This window comes from Sedimentitalea arenosa, from assembly GCF_016428585.1.
GTDB classification, from domain to species: Bacteria; Pseudomonadota; Alphaproteobacteria; order Rhodobacterales; family Rhodobacteraceae; genus Sedimentitalea; species Sedimentitalea arenosa.
In genome coordinates, this window is the sequence record NZ_JAELVR010000002.1 from 168,248 (window position 1) to 189,033 (window position 20,786).

Consider the following 20,786-nt stretch of genomic DNA (forward strand, 5'->3'; position numbering starts at 1 on the left):
AGGGCTTGCGGATATGTGAAACCCCACATTCCAAGATGCCCAAAGGCCCGTCCATGCGCACCCTGAACGATATCCGATCCACGTTTCTGAGTTACTTCGCCAAGCAGGGACACGAGGTTGTCGACAGCAGCCCCCTGGTACCGCGCAACGACCCCACCCTGATGTTCACTAACTCTGGCATGGTGCAGTTCAAGAACCTGTTTACCGGACTTGAGCACCGTGACTATCAGCGGGCGACCACTGCGCAAAAATGTGTGCGCGCGGGCGGCAAGCACAACGATCTTGACAATGTCGGGTACACGGCGCGGCACCACACCTTTTTCGAAATGCTGGGCAATTTCAGTTTCGGTGATTATTTCAAATCCGACGCGATCCCGTTTGCCTGGGAACTGATCACGCGTGAATTGGGCATCCCAAAGGACAGACTGCTCGTCACGGTCTATCACACAGACGACGAGGCCGCGAACCTGTGGAAAAAGGTCGCGGGTCTGAGCGATGATCGAATCATCCGTATCGCTACGGACGACAATTTCTGGATGATGGGGCCGACCGGTCCCTGTGGCCCGTGTTCGGAGATCTTCTTCGATCACGGTGACCATATCTGGGGCGGTCCTCCGGGCTCGCCTGAAGAGGACGGCGACCGGTTCGTCGAGATCTGGAACCTCGTCTTCATGCAATACGAACAGTTCGAGGACGGCACCCGGAAGGATCTGCCCAACCAGTCGATCGATACAGGCATGGGGATCGAGCGGGTCGCGGCGTTGTTGCAGGGGACCAACGACAACTATGCCACAGACCTCATGCGCAACCTCATCGAGGCCAGTGCCGACGCCAGCAACACCGACCCGGACGGCCCTGGAAAGACCCATCACCGGGTGATCGCCGATCACCTTCGGTCGACCTCGTTCCTGATGGCAGATGGCGTGATGCCGTCCAATGACGGTCGTGGCTACGTACTGCGCCGGATCATGCGTCGCGCAATGCGCCATGCGCATCTTCTGGGGGTGCAAGACCCTCTGATGTATCGTCTGGTGCCGGCATTGGTGCAGCAGATGGGTGCGGCATATCCGGAACTGGGCCGTGCGCAGGCGCTGATCGAGGAGACGCTGAAACTGGAGGAGACACGCTTCAAGCAAACGCTGGACCGTGGTCTGAAACTGCTCGACGAGGAACTCGGGCGGGTGCCGGACGACGCGGCTTTTCCGGGCGAGGCAGCTTTCAAGCTCTATGACACCTACGGGTTTCCACTCGACCTGACGCAGGATGCGCTGCGCGAGAAGGGCCGGTCCGTCGACACCGAGGGTTTCGACGCGGCGATGGCGGCGCAGAAGGCCAAGGCGCGGGCCGCGTGGTCCGGCAGCGGAGAGGCGGCCGATGCGTCAGTGTGGTTCGACGTGGCCGACAGTGCCGGAACTACTGATTTTCTGGGCTATGACACTGAAACTGCCGAAGGGCAGATCGTGGCGTTGGTGCAGGATGGCGCACTGTGCGACAAGGCGGAAGCCGGTCAGGAGGTGCAGATCGCGCTGAACCAGACGCCGTTCTACGCGGAAAGCGGCGGTCAGGTCGGCGACAGCGGCATTATCCGAACTGACTCGGGCGAGGCGCGGGTAATCGATACGCGTAAGACCGCTGGTGTCTTCGTACATGTTGCGGAAGTCACACGGGGCAGCCTGTCGCGCGGTGAGGCGGCGATTCTTGAGATCGATCACGAGCGGCGAACGGCGATCCGCGCCAACCATACCGCCACGCACCTGCTGCACGAGGCACTCCGCCAAGCCCTCGGCGATCACGTGGCGCAGCGTGGCTCGCTGAACGCCTCGGACCGGCTGCGCTTTGACTTCAGCCACACCAAGGCGCTGACGCGCGAAGAGCTTGCCCGGGTCGAGGACGAGGTGAACGCCTATATCCGTCAGAACGCGCCCGTGAATACGCGGATCATGACGCCTGACGATGCCCGTGCGCTTGGTGCGCAGGCGTTGTTCGGTGAGAAGTATGGTGATGAGGTGCGGGTCGTGTCGATGGGCATGCAGGCCGGATCGGGCAAGGGCGCGGATGGGCAGACCTATTCGCTCGAGCTTTGCGGCGGCACCCATGTGCGTCAGACCGGAGATATCGGGGTCTTCGTGACGGTGGGGGAATCCGCGTCCAGCGCCGGTGTCCGACGGATCGAAGCGCTGACCGGAGCGGATGCGTTCCGCTATCTCAGCGAACAGGATCATAGGTTGGCCGAGGTAGCGCTTGCGCTCAAGGCGCAGGCGACCGAAGTGCCGGACCGGGTGCGTGCGTTGCTGGACGAGCGCAAGGCACTGAGCAACGAGGTCGCGCAATTGCGGCGCGAGCTGGCGATGGCCGGCGGTGGCGCGGCAGCGCCCGAGGCCGAGACGGTGAATGGAGTTCCGCTCGTCGTGCAGGTATTGAACGGCGTGACCGGGCGCGACTTGCCCGCTCTGATCGACGAGCACAAGGCAAAACTCGGCAGCGGGGCGGTGGTCTTGATTGCCGACGCGGGCGGCAAGGCTGCTGTCGCGGCCGGTGTCACCGCTGACCTGACCGATCGAGTTTCGGCCGTCGACATGGTGCGCGCCGCGGTGGCCGCGCTTGGTGGCAAGGGCGGCGGAGGCCGGCCCGACATGGCGCAGGGAGGTGGTCCGGATACAGCCCATGCGGAGGCCGCGATCGCGGCAGTGAAATCGGTTCTGGAGGGATGAGATGAGCGCGCTTTGGATTGCCCATGTGACGGTGACCGACGAGGACGCCTATGCCAAATACGCGGCACTGGCAACAGAGGCCATCGCGGCGCACGGCGGTGTCTTCGTCGCGCGGGGCGGTCGCTTTGTTCAGCTCGAAGGGCAAGCGCGGCCGCGCAACGTGGTGGCCCGCTTCCCCTCGGTCGAAGCGGCGGAAGAATGCTATAATTCGGATGTGTATCAGCGCGCGCTCAGCCATGCCCGCGATGCCTCTGAACGCGAGTTGCTGATCGTGGAAACGACGGACTGACGCAGGCCGCTGCGGCTCAGGATCTATGCATAGAAACGCGGCGCCTCGGCGCCGCGCTTTTTTCAGGAGGCCGCGCGGGCGGCGCGCTTGCGTTCGTGCGGATCCAGATGACGCTTGCGCAGACGGATCGCATTGGGCGTGACCTCGACGAGTTCGTCGTCGTCGATATAGGCGATCGCCTCTTCCAGCGACATCGTGATCGGCGTGGTCAGGCGCACGGCTTCGTCGGTGCCGCTGGCCCGTACGTTGGTCAGCTTCTTGCCCTTGAGCGGGTTCACTTCGAGATCGTTCTCGCGGCTATGCTCGCCGATGATCATGCCCTGGTAGACATCGGCTTGCGCGCCGATGAACATGCGGCCACGCTCTTCGAGGTTCCAGAGAGCGTAGGCGACGGACTGGCCGTTCTCCATCGAGATCAGCACGCCCGCGCGGCGGCCCGGGATCGAGCCCTTGTGCGGGGCCCAGCCGTGGAACACGCGGTTCAGCACTCCGGTTCCGCGGGTGTCGGTGAGGAACTCGCCGTGATAGCCGATCAGGCCACGGGAGGGCACATGGGCGACGATCCGAGTCTTTCCGGCACCGGCCGGCTTCATCTCCACCAACTCGCCCTTGCGCGCACCGGTGATCTTTTCGATCACCGCACCGGCATATTCATCGTCGACGTCGATCGTGGCTTCCTCGATCGGCTCCATCCGCTCTCCGTCGACGTCGCGGAACAGCACCTGCGGGCGCGAGATCGACAGTTCGAATCCCTCGCGACGCATGTTCTCGATCAGGACGCCCATCTGCAATTCGCCCCGGCCCGCGACCTCGAAGGCCTCTCCGCCCGGTGTATCGCTGATCTTGATCGCGACGTTGCTTTCGGCTTCTTTCATGAGCCGGTCGCGGATCACACGTGATTGCACTTTCTTGCCGTCGCGCCCGGCCAGCGGGCTGTCGTTGATACCGAAGGTGACGGTAATGGTCGGCGGATCGATCGGCTGCGCGGGCAGGGCCTCGGTCACCTGCGGCGCGACGATGCTGTCTGCCACGGTCGCTTTCGACATGCCGGCCAGCGAGACGATGTCGCCGGCCTCGGCCACGTCGATCGCCTGTTGACCCAGACCGCGGAAGGCGAGAATCTTGGTGCAGCGGAAATTCTCGATCAGAGCACCATCACGGGTCAGCGCCTTGACGGTCTCGCCCGCCTTCAGCGTGCCGCTTTCCACCCGTCCGGTCAGGATGCGGCCGATGAACGGATCGTTGCCCAGCGTCGTCGCCAGCATGCGGAACGGTTCGTCCTTCTGCGCGATCTGTGCGGGGGCGGGAACATGCGATACGATCAGGTCAAAGAGCGCGCCCAGATCCTTGCGCGGTCCGTCCAGTTCCATGTCGGCCCAGCCCGAACGGCCCGATGCATACATCGCCGGAAAGTCGAGTTGATCGTCATCGGCGCCCAGATTGGCGAACAGATCGAAACACTCGTCAAGCGCCCGGTCGGGTTCGGCATCGGGTTTGTCGACCTTGTTCAGAACCACGATCGGCCGCAGGCCCAGTGCCAGCGCCTTGGAGGTCACGAACTTGGTCTGCGGCATCGGTCCTTCGGCCGCATCGACCAGCAGAACGACGCCGTCGACCATCGAAAGGATGCGTTCCACCTCGCCGCCGAAATCGGCGTGGCCGGGGGTGTCCACGATATTGATGCGCGTGCCCTTCCATTCGACCGAGGTCGCCTTGGCGAGGATGGTGATACCGCGTTCGCGCTCGAGGTCGTTGCTGTCCATCGCGCGTTCGGTGGTCGCCTGGTTTTCACGATACGTGCCGGATTGCTTCAGCAGTTCGTCAACCAGCGTGGTCTTGCCGTGGTCCACGTGTGCGATAATTGCGATGTTGCGCAGGTCCATGAAATCAGCCTTTGTGCGGGAGTTGCCGCGCGCATACCCCGGCCTGCCTGCAAAGACCAGAGAAATTCGACAAGCCGCTGCGTCAGTGTCCCGCCGTGCTGGAGTATAGGTGGATGATCAGGATGCCCGCGATGATCAGAACCAGTCCGATCAGGGCCGGCAGGTCCAGCTTCTGCCCGAATGCGAGGAATCCGATACAGGCGATCAGGACGATTCCGAGCCCCGACCAGATCGCGTAAGCGACGCCGACCGGCATGAAGCGCAAGGCAAGCCCGAGCAGGTAGAAGGCGATGCCGTAGGAGACGACAACGAGGCAGCTTGGCCAGAACCGGCTGAATTGCTGGCTGGCCTGCAAGGCCGTCGTGCCGATGGTTTCCGCCAGAACGGCAAAGACAAGATAGACGTAGTGGACGGGCATGGCGGCTCCGGGTCATGATTTGCCTCGCTCATCCCCTTTTTGGACTGCGCTGGCAAGTCCGGCACGCGGCGAAGAGGCCGACGTGGCCCGCGATGGCTTGTGTTTTAGGCAGTTTCTTTCTGCCGGATAACCGGATGGTCACGGACATCACCCATTCTCAGGCCTCGAAGTTCGGAAATTGGCGCAAGGGCGATGAAACATGGCACTGAGGGACTTGGGCACGCGGGTGACGATCGAATCTGCTGGGTATGACGGTGGTGCGGTCGATCCCGACATCGCGGTTCTGGCAAACGGCAACCTCGTCGTTGTCTGGTGCGAATACCTGGATCGTCCGACCGATGCGTTCGACGACATGGACGGGGCGATCTTCGGGCAAATCCTGTCGCCGGACGGCATTCCGATCGGAGAGATATTCCAGGTCAACGAGTCGCAGACCTTTTTGCAGCACAAGCCGCAAGTGACCGCACAGCCTGATGGCAGTTTCATCGTCGGATGGGTAAATGTTTCGCGTTTCGGATCGCACACGACCGACACGGATACCTTCCTGAGGCATTTCAACGCCTCCGGTAGTCCGATCGCGAGTACTTTGACGGATATCCGGCCGGACACACCCTATTCATCTGTCGAGCAAGGCTCCGAACAGCAAATCCTGCAGGAGATCGTTTCTCTCAGCGAGAAACGGTTCGCGGTGTTGCTCGAGAATGGGACTGCGCATGTCTACAACGCATCTGGCACGCTGGTCGCACTGCCGGGCGTCGCGGACGACATGGTTCAGCTTGCGAACGGCAATATCCTGCGGGCCGTGGTGGTGAGCGATTCCGCGCATGACAAGCCTGGCCATGCGATCAAGCTCACTCTCACTGACGACAAGTTCGGTGCACCGAAAGGGATCGCGGGCATCCACAATGAACTCAGCTTTCTTGTCGATGGAAATTGGTCGGCCAAGAAGGACGCGAACAACCTCGAATTGGTCGCGCTGAACAACGGTGGAGCCGCGCTCGGTTTCATGGAGGAGCGGGCCGATGGCAGCTCCCGGCTGCGAGTCGAGTTCCTGTCCGATCACGCGGCGCTGGACCACAGCGCGAGGCCTGTCGTTCGCAACTTTTCCTATGATGCGCAAGCCGGCGAGTTCGACATGCTCGCACTGTCGAACGGCGGGGTGGCGGTGGCGATGGCAACGCTCGACCCGGCTTCCGGACATCGCGGCATCGATTTGTTGTTCCTGGGAGAGGACGGTGTCCGACAGGGGCCGGTCCAGAGCATTGGAGCGGGGGCGGGGGGCAGCCGGTCCTTTCCCACGCTGGCCGAACGGGCGGACGGAACGCTGGTGCTGACCTATACGGATGGAACAGTGGCGGATGAAAACCCGCTCCAGGTTGCGTTTTTCGAGCGCACTGATATCGCGAACAAACTGGTGGGCAGCTCTGTTGCGGACGATCTGACCGGTACCGCCGGACACGACACGATCTTCGGCCATGATGGCAACGACATCATCTCGGGACGTAAGGGCGACGACCTTTTGCGAGGCGGCGCGGGCAACGACGCGATCGAGGGCGGGGCAGGACGTGACAGCCTGCGCGGTGGCGATGGCGATGATGTTCTGAATGGCGGTTCCGACGCGGATGGATTGGCCGGTCATGCCGGCAACGACAGGATCAATGGTGGGGTCGGCAACGACGTACTGGGCGGTGGGCAGGGCGATGACATCCTCAACGGGCAATCTGGACGAGATGTGCTGAAGGGGGGCGAAGGGAGCGACGTTCTGACCGGTGGCGTTGGGCGCGATACGTTCATCTTCGTGAACGGCCATGCGGGCCAGGATCGGATCACGGATTTCGACCACAGTGCGGACACCATCCGGATCAGTCTGCGAGCCGGGAATGCGGCCGATCTGCAAGTCACGAGCGCAGCGGGAAGCACCTTCATCGGGATCGGGACAGTGGATGTTGAGCTCTCCGGCGTGGTGCTGGGCGAGGCAGACATCGTATTTCAGTTCGTCTGACAGCAGCTTTGCATTCGTCCTGTCGCTGCGCCATGATCGAGAGTGACCGAAGCCGTCGCATCAGGAGGGCGCCCGTGCCAAGAACCCCGATCTGCTTTGTGCTCGTGAGTTTGACGCTCGTGGGCTGCGGAGCGCAACAACTCTCCTTGTCGGAGCTCCAGGCGGCGTGTTCGGCCGGTTCAGCACAAGCCTGCGCGCAAGCGGAGCGGGCGGAAGAGATCAACCGGATCCGAATCGAGCGTGAGATGTCAGGCGACTCGCCGCTGAAGTCCGGCTGCCAACAGGGGGCGGAAGGCGAGATCGTCTGCTTGTGATGCAGAGGACGTCGTCACGACCCTCACCAGGATCGTGTGCGGAAATCGCACGAAGCGGATTGCCGTGTTCGACGTATCGATGAGGACCAATCGGGCCCGCGTCGCGGCGAGTTTCGCTTGTCCGATAGGGATGTCGCGCCCGGACCGATGATCCGGGCGCGTGTATGGAACATCAGGCGAAGATGCCGTTCATTGTTGCGCTCGGGCGCATGACCGCGGCCAGTTTTTCCGGATCGGCCTTATAGTACCCTCCGATATCGGCCGGTTTGCCCTGGGCCGCGGCCAGTTCTGCCGTGATTGCGGCTTCGTTTTCGGCCAATGCCTGCGCCACCGGGGTGAAACGCGTTGCCAGATCGGCGTCTTCGGTCTGCGCTGCGAGCGCTTCGGCCCAGTAGCGAGCGAACCAGTAGTGGCTGTCGCGGTTGTCCGGCTGTCCGACCTTGCGGCCCGGGCTGCGGTCATGGTCGAGAACGCCCTGCGTCGCCAGATCGACGGCACGTCCCAGAACGCCGGCCTTGTCATTGCCCTTGGCCGCCGCGAGGAACGAGAGGCTTTCACCGAGGGCGCAGAACTCGCCCAGGCTGTCCCAGCGCAGGTGATTCTCCTCGACAAGCTGCTGCACGTGCTTGGGGGCCGAGCCGCCAGCCCCGGTTTCGAACAGGCCGCCGCCATTCATCAGTTTGACGATCGACAGCATCTTGGCCGAGGTGCCGAGTTCCAGGATCGGGAACAGGTCGGTCAGGTAGTCACGCAGCACGTTGCCGGTGATCGCGATCGAGTCTTCGCCCTTGCGGATTGTTTCCAACGTCCGGCGGGTTGCCTCGCGCGGTGCGAGGATCTGGAACTTGTCGGCCACGCCGGCTTTCTCGAGGATCGGCTTGACCCGCGCGATCAGTTGGGCGTCATGAGCGCGGTTCGCGTCCAGCCAGAAGATCGCTTCGGCGCCCGTTGCGGCCTGCCGGTCGATGGCAAGCTTGACCCAGTCCTCGATCGGCGCCTGCTTGGCGGTGGAGGACCGCCAGATGTCGCCGGCGTCGACCTTGTGCTCATGCAGGACGTCGCCGTTGGCGGCGATCATGCGAACGGTGCCCGCCACCGGGATTTCGAAGGTGGTGGGGTGCGAGCCGTATTCCTCGGCCTTCTGCGCCATCAGGCCGACGTTCTGGACGGTGCCCGAGCTGGCGACGTCCAGCGCACCGGTTTCCTTGAAATACTTGATCGTCTCGTCATAGACGGGCGCATAGCAATTGTCGGGGATCACGCACTTGGTGTCGGCTTCGTTGCCATCGGGACCCCAGCCCTTGCCGCCGGCCTTGATGACGGCCGGCATGGAGGCGTCGATGATGACGTCGGACGGCACGTGCAGGTTGGTGATGCCCTTGTCGGAATTGACCATGTACATCGGCGGTTGCGCGTCCATCGCCGCCTTCAGATCGGCTTCGAGTTCGGCGTTGCCGGAAATGCGCGTTTGCAGGTCGCCGATGCCGGAATTCGGATCGACGCCCAAAGCTTCGAGCGCCGGTCCGTGCTTGGCGAAAAAGTCCGCGAGATAGACCGATACGGCGTGGCCGAAGATGATCGGATCGGAGACCTTCATCATCGTGGCCTTCAGGTGCAGTGAGAAAAGCACACCCGCTTCCATGCTGGTGATCTCGTCCTTCAGAAAGCTGCGGAGCGCTTTGGCGGACATGAAGGTCGCGTCCACCACGGTGCCCTCGTCGAGCTTGACGCCGTCCTTCAGCACGGTTTCGGTGCCGGCCTCCGCGGTCAGCACGATCCTGACGCCGCCGGCCTGCGCTGCCGTCACCGAGGCAGAGGTTTCGTTGGCGTAAAAGTCGTTGCCGGGCATCGAAGCGACATGCGTCTTGCTGTCTGCGCTCCACTTGCCCATGCGGTGCGGGTTGGCCATGGCATAGTTCTTGACGGCCTTGGCGGCGCGCCGGTCCGAGTTGCCTTCCCGCAGGACCGGGTTCACCGCCGAACCCTTGATCGCGTCATAGCGCGCACGAACGTCGCGCTCGGCGTCGCTGGCGGGCACCTCGGGATAGTCGGGCAGGGCATAGCCCTTGGTCTGAAGCTCGGTGATCGCGGCGACCAGCTGCGGCACAGAGGCCGAGATGTTGGGCAGCTTGATGACGTTGGCCTGCGGGGTCTTGACCCATTCGCCAAGCTCCGCAAGGTCGTCGGATTGGCGCTGCTCGTCGGTCAGATGATCGGGAAACGCCGCGATGATGCGCCCGGCCAGAGAGATGTCACGCGTATCGACCGTTATGCCCGCGGCATCGGCGAAAAAGCGGATGATGGGCAACAGCGAGGCGCTGGCCAATTCCGGTGCTTCGTCGACAGTGGTATATACGATATCGGTCTCAGTGAGGCTTGCCATGTGTTGAACCTTTCGCACCTGGGTCAGTTTTCACGGGCCGTATAGCCCAACGTATGTTGCTCCGAAACCCCTGTATGCCGTTGTATACCGTTTTGTCGCAGGAGCTGTGCGGCACCATCGACGGTGCCGCGCGCAAGCGGTCATCGCGCGGAGAAAAAAGCCGCCAGCTGCGGGCGCAGCCACGACCACAGGCCCGGAGCGCCACGTGCAACCGGAACGCCGACCCGGGTGTCCATCTGATCGAGCGTCACGTCGTATTCGGTCCAGGTACCACCGCCGTTGCCAAGGTTCGCGATCGGAGTCTGGAAGCGGTCGATCGACTTGGCGAAGCGGGCATCAGGCGTCTCGCCGGCCTCGAATTCTACCCAAAGGTCACGGAATGCTTGGGCCTGATCACGCGGCAGCAAGCCGAAGAGGCGATCGGCGGCGACTTCTTCCTTGGCGGCCATCGCCGCGTGGTCGATTGCGCCGTGAATCGGGGCGTCACCGGCGTCGATCTCGACGATGTCATGCAACAGCAGCATCTTCAGAACCCGGTCTATTTGCACGTCCGGGCCGGCCTGTTCGGACAGCACGAACGCATAGAGCATGACATGCCAGCTGTGTTCGGCGGAGTTCTCGCGCCTGTCGTCGTGAATGAGACGTGAGGCCCGCAAGACCGATTTCAGACGGTCGGCCTCGCGCAGGAAGTCGATCTGTGCAGCGAGCCTGTCGCTCATGGGGTGTCTGAGCTTGGGCCCGCCACAGCCGCGATCCGGGCTTCGAGAAACTTGCGCGCCCCGCGCTCGGCCAGGCGCACGCGCACCTCGGTCAGGTAGGCTTCCTCGAGCGATTGCGAGGAGGCAGCGAGCATGTCGCCGATCTGAACGTAGAGGCGATCATCGCCAGTGAGGGCCATGGCCTCCATCGTGTCTTCCGCGAGCTTGGAGGCGAGGGTTTCGAGCGTGCTCATCGTGCGGTCTCAGCGCGAGGTCTCTGTCAGGCGGCGTTTCACGTAGTCGCTGACGCTGCCGATCATGGTCTCCATATGCGGTTCCTGGAAGAAGTGATCCGCGCCCTCGATCTGCTTGTGTGTGATCGTGATCCCCTTCTGCTCGTGCAACTTGTTGACAAGCGAGACGGTGTCAGCGGGCGGTGCGACACGGTCGGCGGTGCCGTTGATGATCAGTCCGGACGAGGGGCAGGGGGCGAGGAAGGAGAAGTCGTACATGTTGGCCGGGGGCGACACGCTGATGAACCCGGTGATTTCGGGCCGGCGCATCAGCAACTGCATGCCGATCCACGCTCCGAAGGAGAACCCGGCCACCCAGCAGTGCTTGGAATTGTTGTTCATCGACTGAAGATAGTCGAGTGCCGACGCGGCATCGGACAATTCGCCGATCCCCTGATCGTATTCGCCCTGGCTGCGACCGACACCGCGGAAATTGAACCGCAGGACCGTGAAGCCCATGTTATAGAAGGCGTAGTGCAGGTTGTAGACGACCTTGTTGTTCATCGTTCCGCCGAATTGCGGATGCGGATGCAGGACGATGGCAATCGGAGCGTCTTTTTCCTTCTGGGGGTGATAGCGGCCTTCGAGGCGGCCTTCGGGTCCGGGAAAGATGACCTCGGGCATTGAGCGGTTGATCCTGTCTTTTTGAGTCTGGAGCCGCGATATTCTTGACGAAATCGCTAGGGCTCCTTAGAACGGTTCTAATCGAGATGCGCGCCGCGCGCCATGTCGAATGCGCACATACGCATTGACACCCGAAACGTCAATGTTTTCGCGCGACTGGGCGCCTTGAAGAGGACAGGATCATGAAGCTATCGACCAAGGGCCGCTATGCAATGGTCGCGCTTGCCGACATCGCGCTTCAGAAGGACGATGGCCTGGTCACGCTGGGCGACATCGCGCAGCGGCAGAACATCTCGCTGCCCTACCTCGAACAACTGTTCGTCAAGCTGCGCCGGGCCGATCTGGTAACCTCGGTGCGCGGACCCGGTGGCGGATACCGACTTGCGCGGGCGGCCTCCGACATCAGGGTTGTCGATGTCCTGTCGGCGGTGGATGAGTCCGTCGATGCCATGCGCAAGGGCGCGGGGGCCTCGGGCGGGTCGTCGGGAAGCCGGGCGCAATCCCTGACCAACCGTCTGTGGGAGGGCTTGAGCGCCCATGTCTACGTCTTTTTGCATCAGACGCGCCTGTCTGACGTGATCGAGAACGAATTGGCGCCCTGTCCCGCGGTGCCGCACCTGTTCGACGTGGTCGACGCCGAGTGAAGCATTTCGTGTATATCGTGGATCCGTGGTCTGGCGCCCGGTCAAGCGGGGGGCCAGCCCCCCGTACCCCCCGGAGTATTTGCGCGAAGATGAAGGAGCGGGCGAGATGAGCCGGGTCTATCTGGACTACAATGCGACCATGCCGTTGCGGAGCGAGGCCCGCGAGTCGATGATCGCGGCGATGGACGTGGTCGGCAACCCTTCGAGTGTGCACGCGGAGGGGCGCGCTGCCAAGGCGTTGATCGAGCGCGCGCGGGCGCAGATTGCCGAGGCTTTCGGGGCCGAGGATGCCGACATCGTCTTCGTGTCGAGCGCGACCGAAGCCGCGGCGTTGGCCAGCGAAGGACGCGGATTTCTCGCCTGCGGGATTGAGCATGACGCGGTTCTTGCCTGGTGTGAGGCGCGGCTGCCCTGCGACGCGCATGGGATCGTTTCGGTGGCAGAGCCGGCAAGAGCGGCCCTGCAGGTCGCCAATTCGGAAACCGGCGTTGTTCAGCGAATCCCTGCCGGGCTCGGCTTGATGGATGCGACCCAGGCATTTGGCAAGTTGAACCTGTCCTTCACCGGAAGCGGCGCGCGTATGGCGATGCTGTCGGCGCACAAGCTGGGTGGTCCCAAGGGGATCGGGGCGCTGGTGCTGCGGCGCGGAACCGACATCGTTGCCCGGTTGCGCGGCGGGGGGCAGGAGATGGGACGCAGGTCCGGTACCGAGAACGTCATCGGTATCGCGGGATTCGCGGCGGCGGCGCAGGCGGCGGCGGCGGACGTGGCGGCCGGTCGGTGGGAGCGCGTGAGGGAACTTAGAAATATTCTAGAAAAGGCTCTTGAGGCCGAAACAAAGAATACTATTTTTGTCGGGAATCAGGTGGACCGTTTGCCCAACACCTTGTGTCTGGCCACGCCAGGGTGGAAGGGGGAGACTCAGGTGGTCCAGATGGATCTGGCAGGCTTCGCGATCAGCGCGGGATCTGCCTGTTCCAGTGGAAAGGTCCGGGCCAGCCGCGTGTTGCAGGCCATGGGATACGATGACACGACAGCCGCGAGCGCGATCCGCGTCTCTCTGGGGCTGAACACGACGAAACAGGACGTACTGCGCTTTGCCGAGGCGTGGCTGTCCAAGGAACAGAAACACCGCGCCCGCGCGGCGTAACCGCAGGAGAGAGACATGGCCGCATTGGACCAGACACAGGTGAAGGAAGGGGTCGACCAGGAAACCGTCGACGCCGTCCGCGAAGTTGGCGGGACCTACAAGTATGGCTGGGAAACGGATATCGAGATGGAATACGCCCCTAAAGGGCTGACCCCGGATATCGTGCGCCTGATCTCGGAGAAGAACGAAGAGCCGCAGTGGATGACCGATTGGCGTCTGGCGGCGTATGAGCGCTGGCTTCAAAAGGAAGAGCCGGCCTGGGCGATGGTGGACTATCCGGAAATCGACTTCCAGGATCAGTACTACTATGCCCGCCCCAAGAGTATGGAGGTGAAGCCGAAGTCTCTGGACGAGGTCGATCCCAAGCTGTTGGCGACCTATGAAAAACTGGGCATTCCGCTCAAGGAACAGATGATCCTGGCCGGTGTCGAAGGGGCCGAGAGCATCCCCGCGGAAGGCCGCAAGGTGGCCGTTGACGCGGTGTTTGACTCGGTGTCCGTCGGCACGACATTTCAGGCCGAACTGAAGAGGGCAGGGGTCATCTTCTGTTCGATTTCCGAAGCGATCCGCGAACATCCAGAACTGGTGAAAAAGTATCTCGGTTCCGTCGTGCCGGTCAGCGACAATTTCTACGCCACGCTCAACAGCGCGGTGTTTTCGGACGGCTCTTTCGTCTACGTGCCGCCGGGCGTGCGCTGCCCGATGGAACTGTCGACCTACTTCCGCATCAACGCCGAGAACACCGGACAGTTCGAACGCACGCTGATCATCGCGGACAAGGGCAGCTATGTGTCCTATCTTGAAGGCTGCACAGCGCCAGCGCGGGACATTGCGCAGTTGCACGCCGCCGTGGTCGAGATCATCGTCGAAGAAGATGCCGAGGTGAAGTATTCGACGGTGCAGAACTGGTACCCTGGCGACGAGAACGGCAAGGGTGGAATCTACAACTTCGTCACCAAGCGTGCTGATTGTCGTGGCGATCGTGCCAAGGTGATGTGGACCCAGGTCGAAACCGGCAGCGCCGTGACCTGGAAGTACCCGTCCTGCATCCTGCGCGGTGACGACAGCCAGGGTGAGTTCTACTCGATCGCCATCACCAACAATTACCAGCAAGCCGACACCGGCACCAAGATGATCCATCTGGGCAAGAACACCAAGAGCCGGATCGTCTCAAAGGGAATCAGCGCTGGACTGGCACAGAACACCTATCGCGGCCTCGTGTCGATGCATCCCAAGGCCAAGAACGCGCGCAACTACACGCAATGCGACAGCTTGCTGATCGGCGACAAATGCGGGGCACATACCGTGCCCTACATCGAGGTGCGCAACAACTCGGCGCGGGTCGAACACGAGGCGACGACGTCCAAGGTCGATGACGATCAGCTGTTTTACTGTCGCAGCCGTGGCATGGATGAAGAAGAAGCGGTCGCGCTCGTCGTGAACGGGTTCTGCAAGGACGTGCTGCAGGCGTTGCCGATGGAATTTGCCATGGAAGCGCAACAGCTCGTCGCGATCTCGCTGGAGGGCTCCGTTGGCTGATCGTTTGACGAACCGGGCCGAACGCATCGCGGTGATCCTGTCTTACGTACTTCCAGTGCTGGGCGGGACCATCGGGATCTTCTGGATCAACGCGACCTCGGGCGGTTCGCCGCTTCTGGGGGTCGCGGGCGGTGCCGTTGCAGGCTGGATCGTTGCGGCGGTTCTGTCACGCCTTCTGCTGCGCGGCAGTGACGGAAAGAAGTGGAAATGAGACCATGATACTGACCACGACGAACACGATTCAAGGTCAAACCATCTCCGCCTACAAGGGTATCGTGGTGGGCGAAGCAATCATGGGCGCCAATATCGTGCGCGACTTCTTCGCCTCGGTCACGGACGTGGTTGGTGGCCGGTCGGGCGCGTATGAGCAGAAGCTGCGGGATGCCCGCGCCGAGGCCATGGCAGAGATCGAGGAACGCGCGGCAACGCTGGGAGCGAACGCGGTTGTCGGCATCGATCTGGACTACGAGGTGGTCGGGGACAGTATGCTGATGGTGTCCGTTTCTGGCACTGCCGTCGTTGTGAGCTGAAATGATCGCCGAGACCCAGGATATCGAGCGTCCGCCGCTGACGATGCCCGAGCGCGAGGCTGCGCTCTTGGAGGCGTGTTATCGCGACGCGGATAACATCCTGGAATATGGCGCCGGTGGGTCGACGGTTTTGGCAGCGGAACTGTCCGGAAAGCACATCACCAGCGTTGAAAGCGACCGGCGGTGGGTGCGCAGAATGCGGCGCTGGTTTGCCCTCACACCTCCGGCGCAAGGCAGTTCGGTCGAGTTGGTCTGGGCGAATATCGGTGCGACCTCGGATTGGGGACATCCGTCGGATGACACGGCGTGGCGTCGTTTTGCCGATTATCCGCTCGGCATATGGAAGCGCAAGGGTTTGCCGCATCCTGACGTGGTGCTGGTGGATGGTCGTTTCCGGGTCGGCTGCGCCCTGGCCACCGCTTTCAACATCACCCGGCCGGTGACGCTGTTGTTTGACGACTACACCCGGCACAACGGCTATCGGCAGGTCGAGGGGTTCATCGGTGTGCCCGAGATGACGGGGCGAATGGCGCGTTTTCGGGTCGAACCTGCCGCAATCCCGGCGGACCGGCTGTTGCAAATCGTAAAATTCATGTCGCGCCCGTGATGGCCGGCCAAGAGGAAAGAATGAGGTAAGAAATGCTGGAAATCAAAAACCTGACGGTCGATCTTGAAGAAGAAGACAAGCAGATCCTGAAAGGCGTCGACCTGACGGTCGAACCCGGAAAGGTGCATGCGATCATGGGCCCGAACGGATCGGGAAAATCTACCTTGTCCTATGTGCTGTCCGGCAAGGATGGCTACAAGGTGACGGGTGGCAGCGCCGTGATGGACGGTCTCGACCTGCTGGAAATGGAGCCGGAAGAGCGCGCCGCGGCGGGCCTGTTTCTGGCCTTTCAATACCCGGTCGAGATTCCCGGTGTCGGGAACATGACCTTCCTGCGTACGGCGGTGAATGCGCAGCGCAAGGCCCGCGGCGAGGAGGAAATGAGCGCCGCCGAGTTCCTCAAGGTGATCCGGGCCCGTGCCAAGGAGCTCAAGATCGACGCGGACATGCTGAAACGCCCGGTCAACGTGGGCTTTTCGGGCGGTGAGAAGAAGCGCAACGAGATCCTGCAGATGGCGATGCTTGAACCGAAGATGTGCATCCTCGACGAGACGGATTCCGGGCTGGATGTCGACGCGATGAAGCTGGTGGCGGATGGCGTGAACGCCCTGCGCAGCGAAGGACGCGGCTTCCTGGTCATCACGCACTATCAACGCCTTCTGGATCATATCAAACCCGACGTTGTGCATATCATGGCGGATGGACGCATCGTTAAGTCGGGCGGGCCGGAGCTGGCGCTCGAAGTCGAGCACAACGGCTATACCGACATTCTCTCCGAGGTGGCGTGATGGGATTGCCGGAACTCAAACAGACCGCGACCGAAGCGCGGCTCGCAGGCCTGACACTGCCCGAAGGCGGTTGGTCCGAGGCCGCCCGCCGCGATGCGTTGTCGCGGTTGACTGCGATGGGCCTGCCGCAGCGGCGCGATGAATACTGGAAGTACACGAAACCCGACCTCTTCCTCGATCCGAGCGAGCCCCATGCCGCGTTGCTGGAGAACGAAGAAGGCATGGTCTTTGGTGAGATCGACCGGCTGAAGATCGTCTTCGTGGATGGCGTGTTCGATCCCGACGCCTCAGATGACCTGTCGATGGAGGGCGTGACCATCGCGCGTCTGGCAGACAGCTCGGCCGCCGACATCCATTGGGCGCAGGACATTTATGGTGTTCTGGAAGAACGGGGCCAGACTCCGGTTCGGCGTCCTTTCGCGACGATGAATACCGCCTTTGCAACAGACGGCGTGCTGCTGCACGTGACCGGCAAGCCCAGCAAGCCGATCAGCCTGATCTACATGCATCAGTCCGAAAGCTCGGACGCGATCCTGCATCACGTCGTGCGGGTCGAACCCGGTGCCGAAGCCACGATCCTCGAGAACGGCCCCGCCGCGGCCCGGTTCAACAAGTGCATGGAGATCGACGTCGCCGATGGCGGCGTGCTGCATCACGTCCGCTCGCAGGGGCGCGACCATGAACGGTTGGCCGTCACGCATATGTTCGCACGGCTCGGCCGGGAATCGGTCTTCAAATCCTTCACCTTGACGGTGAACGGCGTGATGACGCGCAATGAGTGCGTCATCGAACTGACCGGCGACGATGCGGTCGCTCATGTTGCCGGCGCCTGCGTGGGCGACGGCAATTTCCACCATGACGACACGGTATTCGTCACCCATGACGCGGTGAATTGCGAAAGCCGGCAAGTGTTCAAGAAGGTTCTGCGCAACGGCGCGACCGGCGTGTTCCAAGGCAAGATCCTGGTCAAGGAGGGCGCGCAGAAGACCGACGGCTACCAGATCAGCCAGTCGCTCCTGCTGGATGACGACAGCCAGTTCCTCGCCAAGCCCGAACTCGAGATCTATGCCGATGACGTGGCCTGTTCACACGGCTCGACCAGCGGGGCGATCGACGAGACGGCGCTGTTCTACCTGCGCTCGCGTGGCCTGCCCAAGGGCGAGGCGACCGACCTTTTGACGCTCGCGTTTCTTGCCGAGGCGGTGGAGGAGATCGAGAACGAAACGCTCTCCGAGGATATCGTCGGAAGGCTGCAAAACTGGTTGGCGCGCCGCCGCTGATGCAGGTCACCTCCGACATCACCGCGACGTATCGCGGTCCGGGGCGAGTTATGAAACGCCTTCTGGAGATGGGTCAGCGCGAAGATCGGGCCTTGGCGTTTCTCATGGCGTTCTGCGTCATCATGTTCTTTGCGCAGCTGCCCCGGCTGTCGCGCGAGGCGCATCTGACGGGGCAGGACCTGAACATGATGTTGGGCGGCACGCTTCTGGCGTGGATCTTCATTGCGCCGCTGCTGCTCTATGCGTTGGCGGGCCTCACGCACCTGATCGCCAAGGCGATCGGCGGGCAGGGCAGTTGGTACGGCGCGCGGCTGGCCCTGTTCTGGTCGCTGCTCGCCTCCACACCGCTGCTGTTGCTGCATGGTCTGGTCGCGGGGTTCATGGGGCCGGGGTTGGAGTTGCAGATCGTGGGGGTTTTGTGGCTTGTGGTCTTTGGCTGGTTCTGGATATCCAGTCTCAGACAAGTCGAAAGACCCGCATCATGACCGCACTCGATCTGCGCCAGCTGGCGTTCCTGTCCATCAAGGACCCGGCAACGGCGGCAAGGATCCTGCTGTCCGTTCCCATCCCGCGCGAGGCGCTCTGGACCGCGCTTGCGCTGGTCGCGGTCCTGAATGCGCTGCTCTTCACGTTGTCGAACATTCTTGTACCCGCGCCGACGCCGATGCCGGGCATGTTCTCGGTGCCGCTCGTCTATTGCGTCCTCGTCGCGGGCGGACTGGTCCTGACGATCTATGCGCTGTTCTGGGCCGGGCGTGCGATGGGCGGGCAGGGGACTCTGGAGTCGGTGATGATCGTCATCGTCTGGCTGCAGGCCCTGCGCGTCGTGGCGCAGATGGGCGTCCTGCTGTTACTGGTCACGGTGCCGTCCCTGTCGGTCCTACTGGTCTTCGCGGTGTCGCTCTATGGGCTCTACATGCTTCTTCATTTCATCGACCAGGCGCACAAGTTCAAATCGCTCGGGCGCTCGGCCGGGGTACTGATCGCCGCGCTCCTGGCCATCGTGCTGGGACTGTCGCTGCTCATTTCCCTCTTCGGAGGGACGCTCATTGGATCTTCTCCCTATGTATGACGTTCAAGCCATTCGGTCCGACTTTCCGATCCTGTCGCGGCAGGTGAACGGCAAGCCGCTGACCTATCTGGACAACGGCGCTTCGGCGCAAAAGCCGCAGGTGGTGATCGATGCGGTCGCGCAGGCCTATTCACAGGAGTACTCGAACGTTCACAGGGGCCTGCATTTCCTGTCCAACCTCGCGACCGACAAGTACGAGGCGGTGCGCGGCACTGTCGCGCGTTTTCTCGGCGCGGCGTCCGAGGACGAGATCGTGCTGAACTCGGGCACCACCGAGGGCATCAACCTTGTGGCCTATGGCTGGGCGATGCCGCGGATGGAGGCGGGCGACGAGATCATTCTCAGCGTGATGGAACACCACGCCAATATCGTGCCGTGGCACTTCCTGCGCGAACGTCAAGGGGTGGTGCTGAAATGGGTCGACGTGGATGCGACCGGCGCGCTCGACCCGCAAGCGGTGATCGATGCAATCACGCCACGGACCAAGCTGATCGCCATTACGCAGGTTTCGAACGTTCTGGGGACCAAGGTCGACGTCAAAGCGATCACCGAAGCCGCCCACGCCAAGGGCGTTGCCGTTTTGGTCGATGGCAGCCAGGCGGCGGTGCACATGCCCGTGAACGTGGCCGAGATCGGCTGCGATTTCTATGCGATCACCGGACACAAGCTCTATGGGCCGTCCGGCTCAGGCGCGATCTATATCAAGTCCGAACGCATGGCGGAAATGCGTCCCTTCATGGGTGGCGGCGATATGATCAAGGAGGTCGGCAAGGACGAGGTGATCTACAACGATCCGCCGATGATGTTCGAGGCGGGCACTCCGGGAATCGTGCAGACGATCGGTCTGGGCGTTGCGCTCGACTACATGATGGGCCTCGGACTCGACAAAATCGCTGCCCACGAGGACAGCTTGCGCGATTATACCAGCGAGCGCCTTGCCGGGCTGAACTGGCTCAACCTCCAAGGCACAACGCCTGACAAGGCCGCGATCTTCTCGTTCACGCTCGAAGGCGCGGCCCATGCGCATGACATTTCGACGATCCTCGACAAGCGCGGTGTCGCCGTGCGGGCAGGGCACCATTGCGCCGGTCCGCTGATGGACCACCTGGGCGTGACCGCAACCTGCCGTGCGTCCTTCGGGCTCTACAACACCAAAGAGGAAGTCGATACGTTGGTTGACGCCCTCGAACTGGCGCATGAACTCTTCGCCTGACGGCGAATTGCAGTGACAGCCGGAATTCGAGATTGCGAGCCATTTATGACGCTTGTATAGACCCGTTATGGCATCCCATGTTCTGATGGTTGCAGACTTGTTTGTCGAAACTATGAACCGACTTCGGTGATTGCGTCGGTGAGTGTAAATTGAAGATTGTGATCAGTGGCTTGCGGGACCGCCGATCTTTGCTTTCCTCCCGCAGTGAAATGAAGTAACACTGCGCAAGCAGTTTGCACCCATAGCTCAGCTGGATAGAGTGTCGCCCTCCGAAGGCGAAGGTCGTAGGTTCGAATCCTACTGGGTGCGCCACTTCACACTTCGCCTTCGAAGTTCGCCCCAACGATT

General features: G+C 62.3%; 21 protein-coding genes and 1 tRNA gene. 16 read left to right on the plus strand and 6 right to left on the minus strand.

Annotated elements, in window-relative coordinates; all coding sequences use genetic code 11:
* The first annotated feature begins 53 nt into the window (after positions 1-53).
* Both alaS and JF290_RS03635 read left to right on the plus strand, forming a co-directional pair.
* Positions 54-2,711 carry an alanine--tRNA ligase gene (gene alaS / locus JF290_RS03630; protein ID WP_199023384.1) on the plus strand — a complete coding sequence of 886 codons (2,658 nt, stop codon included), beginning with the start codon at positions 54-56 and terminating at the stop codon, positions 2,709-2,711.
* Position 2,712: 1 nt separating this feature from the next.
* Positions 2,713-3,000 carry a DUF1330 domain-containing protein gene (locus tag JF290_RS03635; RefSeq protein ID WP_199023385.1) on the plus strand — a complete coding sequence of 96 codons (288 nt, stop codon included), beginning with the start codon at positions 2,713-2,715 and terminating at the stop codon, positions 2,998-3,000.
* A gap of 62 nt (positions 3,001-3,062) precedes the next feature.
* Here JF290_RS03635 and typA read toward each other — a convergent pair whose 3' ends face one another.
* Both typA and JF290_RS03645 read right to left on the minus strand, forming a co-directional pair.
* Positions 3,063-4,883 carry a translational GTPase TypA gene (gene typA, locus JF290_RS03640; RefSeq protein WP_199023386.1) on the minus strand — a complete coding sequence of 607 codons (1,821 nt, stop codon included), beginning with the start codon at positions 4,881-4,883 and terminating at the stop codon, positions 3,063-3,065.
* A gap of 82 nt (positions 4,884-4,965) precedes the next feature.
* The gene (locus tag JF290_RS03645) at positions 4,966-5,301 is read right to left on the minus strand and encodes a DMT family transporter (protein WP_199023387.1); all 336 of its coding nucleotides are present in this window, start codon (positions 5,299-5,301) and stop codon (positions 4,966-4,968) included.
* A gap of 199 nt (positions 5,302-5,500) precedes the next feature.
* On the opposite strand from JF290_RS03645, the gene JF290_RS19430 reads away from it, so the two are divergent.
* Together JF290_RS19430 and JF290_RS03655 are read left to right on the plus strand one after the other, a co-directional pair.
* The gene (locus JF290_RS19430; RefSeq protein WP_233155123.1) at positions 5,501-7,303 is read left to right on the plus strand and encodes a calcium-binding protein; all 1,803 of its coding nucleotides are present in this window, start codon (positions 5,501-5,503) and stop codon (positions 7,301-7,303) included.
* 32 nt (positions 7,304-7,335) lie between these two features.
* Entirely contained in the window at positions 7,336-7,617 is a 282-nt protein-coding gene (locus JF290_RS03655; protein ID WP_199023388.1) for a hypothetical protein, read from the plus strand.
* Positions 7,618-7,789: 172 nt separating this feature from the next.
* Here the strand turns inward: JF290_RS03655 and JF290_RS03660 are convergent, their stop codons facing one another.
* The 4 genes from JF290_RS03660 to JF290_RS03675 all read right to left on the minus strand — a co-directional run bounded on the left by JF290_RS03660 (position 7,790) and on the right by JF290_RS03675 (position 11,615).
* Complete coding sequence (locus JF290_RS03660) at positions 7,790-10,000, minus strand: NADP-dependent isocitrate dehydrogenase (protein ID WP_199023389.1); 2,211 nt, start codon at positions 9,998-10,000, stop codon at positions 7,790-7,792.
* Between the two features lie 140 nt (positions 10,001-10,140).
* Entirely contained in the window at positions 10,141-10,719 is a 579-nt protein-coding gene (locus JF290_RS03665; protein ID WP_199023390.1) for an HD domain-containing protein, read from the minus strand.
* Positions 10,716-10,952 carry a hypothetical protein gene (locus JF290_RS03670; protein WP_199023391.1) on the minus strand — a complete coding sequence of 79 codons (237 nt, stop codon included), beginning with the start codon at positions 10,950-10,952 and terminating at the stop codon, positions 10,716-10,718. The genes JF290_RS03665 and JF290_RS03670 overlap by 4 nt, the downstream gene beginning before the upstream one ends.
* A gap of 9 nt (positions 10,953-10,961) precedes the next feature.
* Positions 10,962-11,615 (minus strand): alpha/beta hydrolase, encoded by a 654-nt coding sequence (locus tag JF290_RS03675; RefSeq protein WP_199023392.1) that lies wholly within the window; start codon positions 11,613-11,615, stop codon positions 10,962-10,964.
* Between the two features lie 182 nt (positions 11,616-11,797).
* Between JF290_RS03675 and iscR the strand changes: the two genes are divergently transcribed.
* The 12 genes from iscR (at position 11,798) to JF290_RS03735 (ending at position 20,750) form a co-directional block, all read left to right on the plus strand.
* Positions 11,798-12,259, plus strand: a complete 462-nt coding sequence (iscR, locus tag JF290_RS03680; protein ID WP_199023393.1) for a Fe-S cluster assembly transcriptional regulator IscR — start codon at positions 11,798-11,800, stop codon at positions 12,257-12,259.
* Between the two features lie 106 nt (positions 12,260-12,365).
* Positions 12,366-13,409: a cysteine desulfurase family protein gene (locus JF290_RS03685; protein ID WP_199023394.1), complete on the plus strand. Its 1,044-nt coding sequence runs from the start codon at positions 12,366-12,368 to the stop codon at positions 13,407-13,409.
* Positions 13,410-13,424: 15 nt separating this feature from the next.
* Complete coding sequence (gene sufB / locus JF290_RS03690) at positions 13,425-14,948, plus strand: Fe-S cluster assembly protein SufB (protein ID WP_199023395.1); 1,524 nt, start codon at positions 13,425-13,427, stop codon at positions 14,946-14,948.
* The gene (locus tag JF290_RS03695) at positions 14,941-15,159 is read left to right on the plus strand and encodes a hypothetical protein (RefSeq protein WP_199023396.1); all 219 of its coding nucleotides are present in this window, start codon (positions 14,941-14,943) and stop codon (positions 15,157-15,159) included. Before sufB ends, JF290_RS03695 begins: the two co-directional genes overlap by 8 nt.
* A gap of 4 nt (positions 15,160-15,163) precedes the next feature.
* Positions 15,164-15,478 (plus strand): heavy metal-binding domain-containing protein, encoded by a 315-nt coding sequence (locus JF290_RS03700; protein WP_199023397.1) that lies wholly within the window; start codon positions 15,164-15,166, stop codon positions 15,476-15,478.
* Position 15,479: 1 nt separating this feature from the next.
* Positions 15,480-16,085 carry a hypothetical protein gene (locus JF290_RS03705; RefSeq protein WP_199023398.1) on the plus strand — a complete coding sequence of 202 codons (606 nt, stop codon included), beginning with the start codon at positions 15,480-15,482 and terminating at the stop codon, positions 16,083-16,085.
* Positions 16,086-16,117: 32 nt separating this feature from the next.
* Complete coding sequence (gene sufC / locus JF290_RS03710) at positions 16,118-16,873, plus strand: Fe-S cluster assembly ATPase SufC (protein WP_199023399.1); 756 nt, start codon at positions 16,118-16,120, stop codon at positions 16,871-16,873.
* Positions 16,873-18,153: a Fe-S cluster assembly protein SufD gene (gene sufD / locus JF290_RS03715; RefSeq protein ID WP_199023400.1), complete on the plus strand. Its 1,281-nt coding sequence runs from the start codon at positions 16,873-16,875 to the stop codon at positions 18,151-18,153. The genes sufC and sufD overlap by 1 nt, the downstream gene beginning before the upstream one ends.
* Positions 18,153-18,638: a YIP1 family protein gene (locus tag JF290_RS03720; protein WP_199023401.1), complete on the plus strand. Its 486-nt coding sequence runs from the start codon at positions 18,153-18,155 to the stop codon at positions 18,636-18,638. Before sufD ends, JF290_RS03720 begins: the two co-directional genes overlap by 1 nt.
* On the plus strand, positions 18,635-19,225 hold the full coding sequence (locus tag JF290_RS03725; protein ID WP_199023402.1) for a Yip1 family protein: 591 nt from the start codon (positions 18,635-18,637) through the stop codon (positions 19,223-19,225). The genes JF290_RS03720 and JF290_RS03725 overlap by 4 nt, the downstream gene beginning before the upstream one ends.
* Positions 19,218-20,438, plus strand: a complete 1,221-nt coding sequence (locus tag JF290_RS03730) for a cysteine desulfurase (protein ID WP_199023403.1) — start codon at positions 19,218-19,220, stop codon at positions 20,436-20,438. The genes JF290_RS03725 and JF290_RS03730 overlap by 8 nt, the downstream gene beginning before the upstream one ends.
* A 235-nt stretch (positions 20,439-20,673) precedes the next feature.
* Positions 20,674-20,750: transfer RNA gene (locus tag JF290_RS03735), tRNA-Arg, on the plus strand.
* The last annotated feature ends 36 nt before the right edge of the window (positions 20,751-20,786 follow it).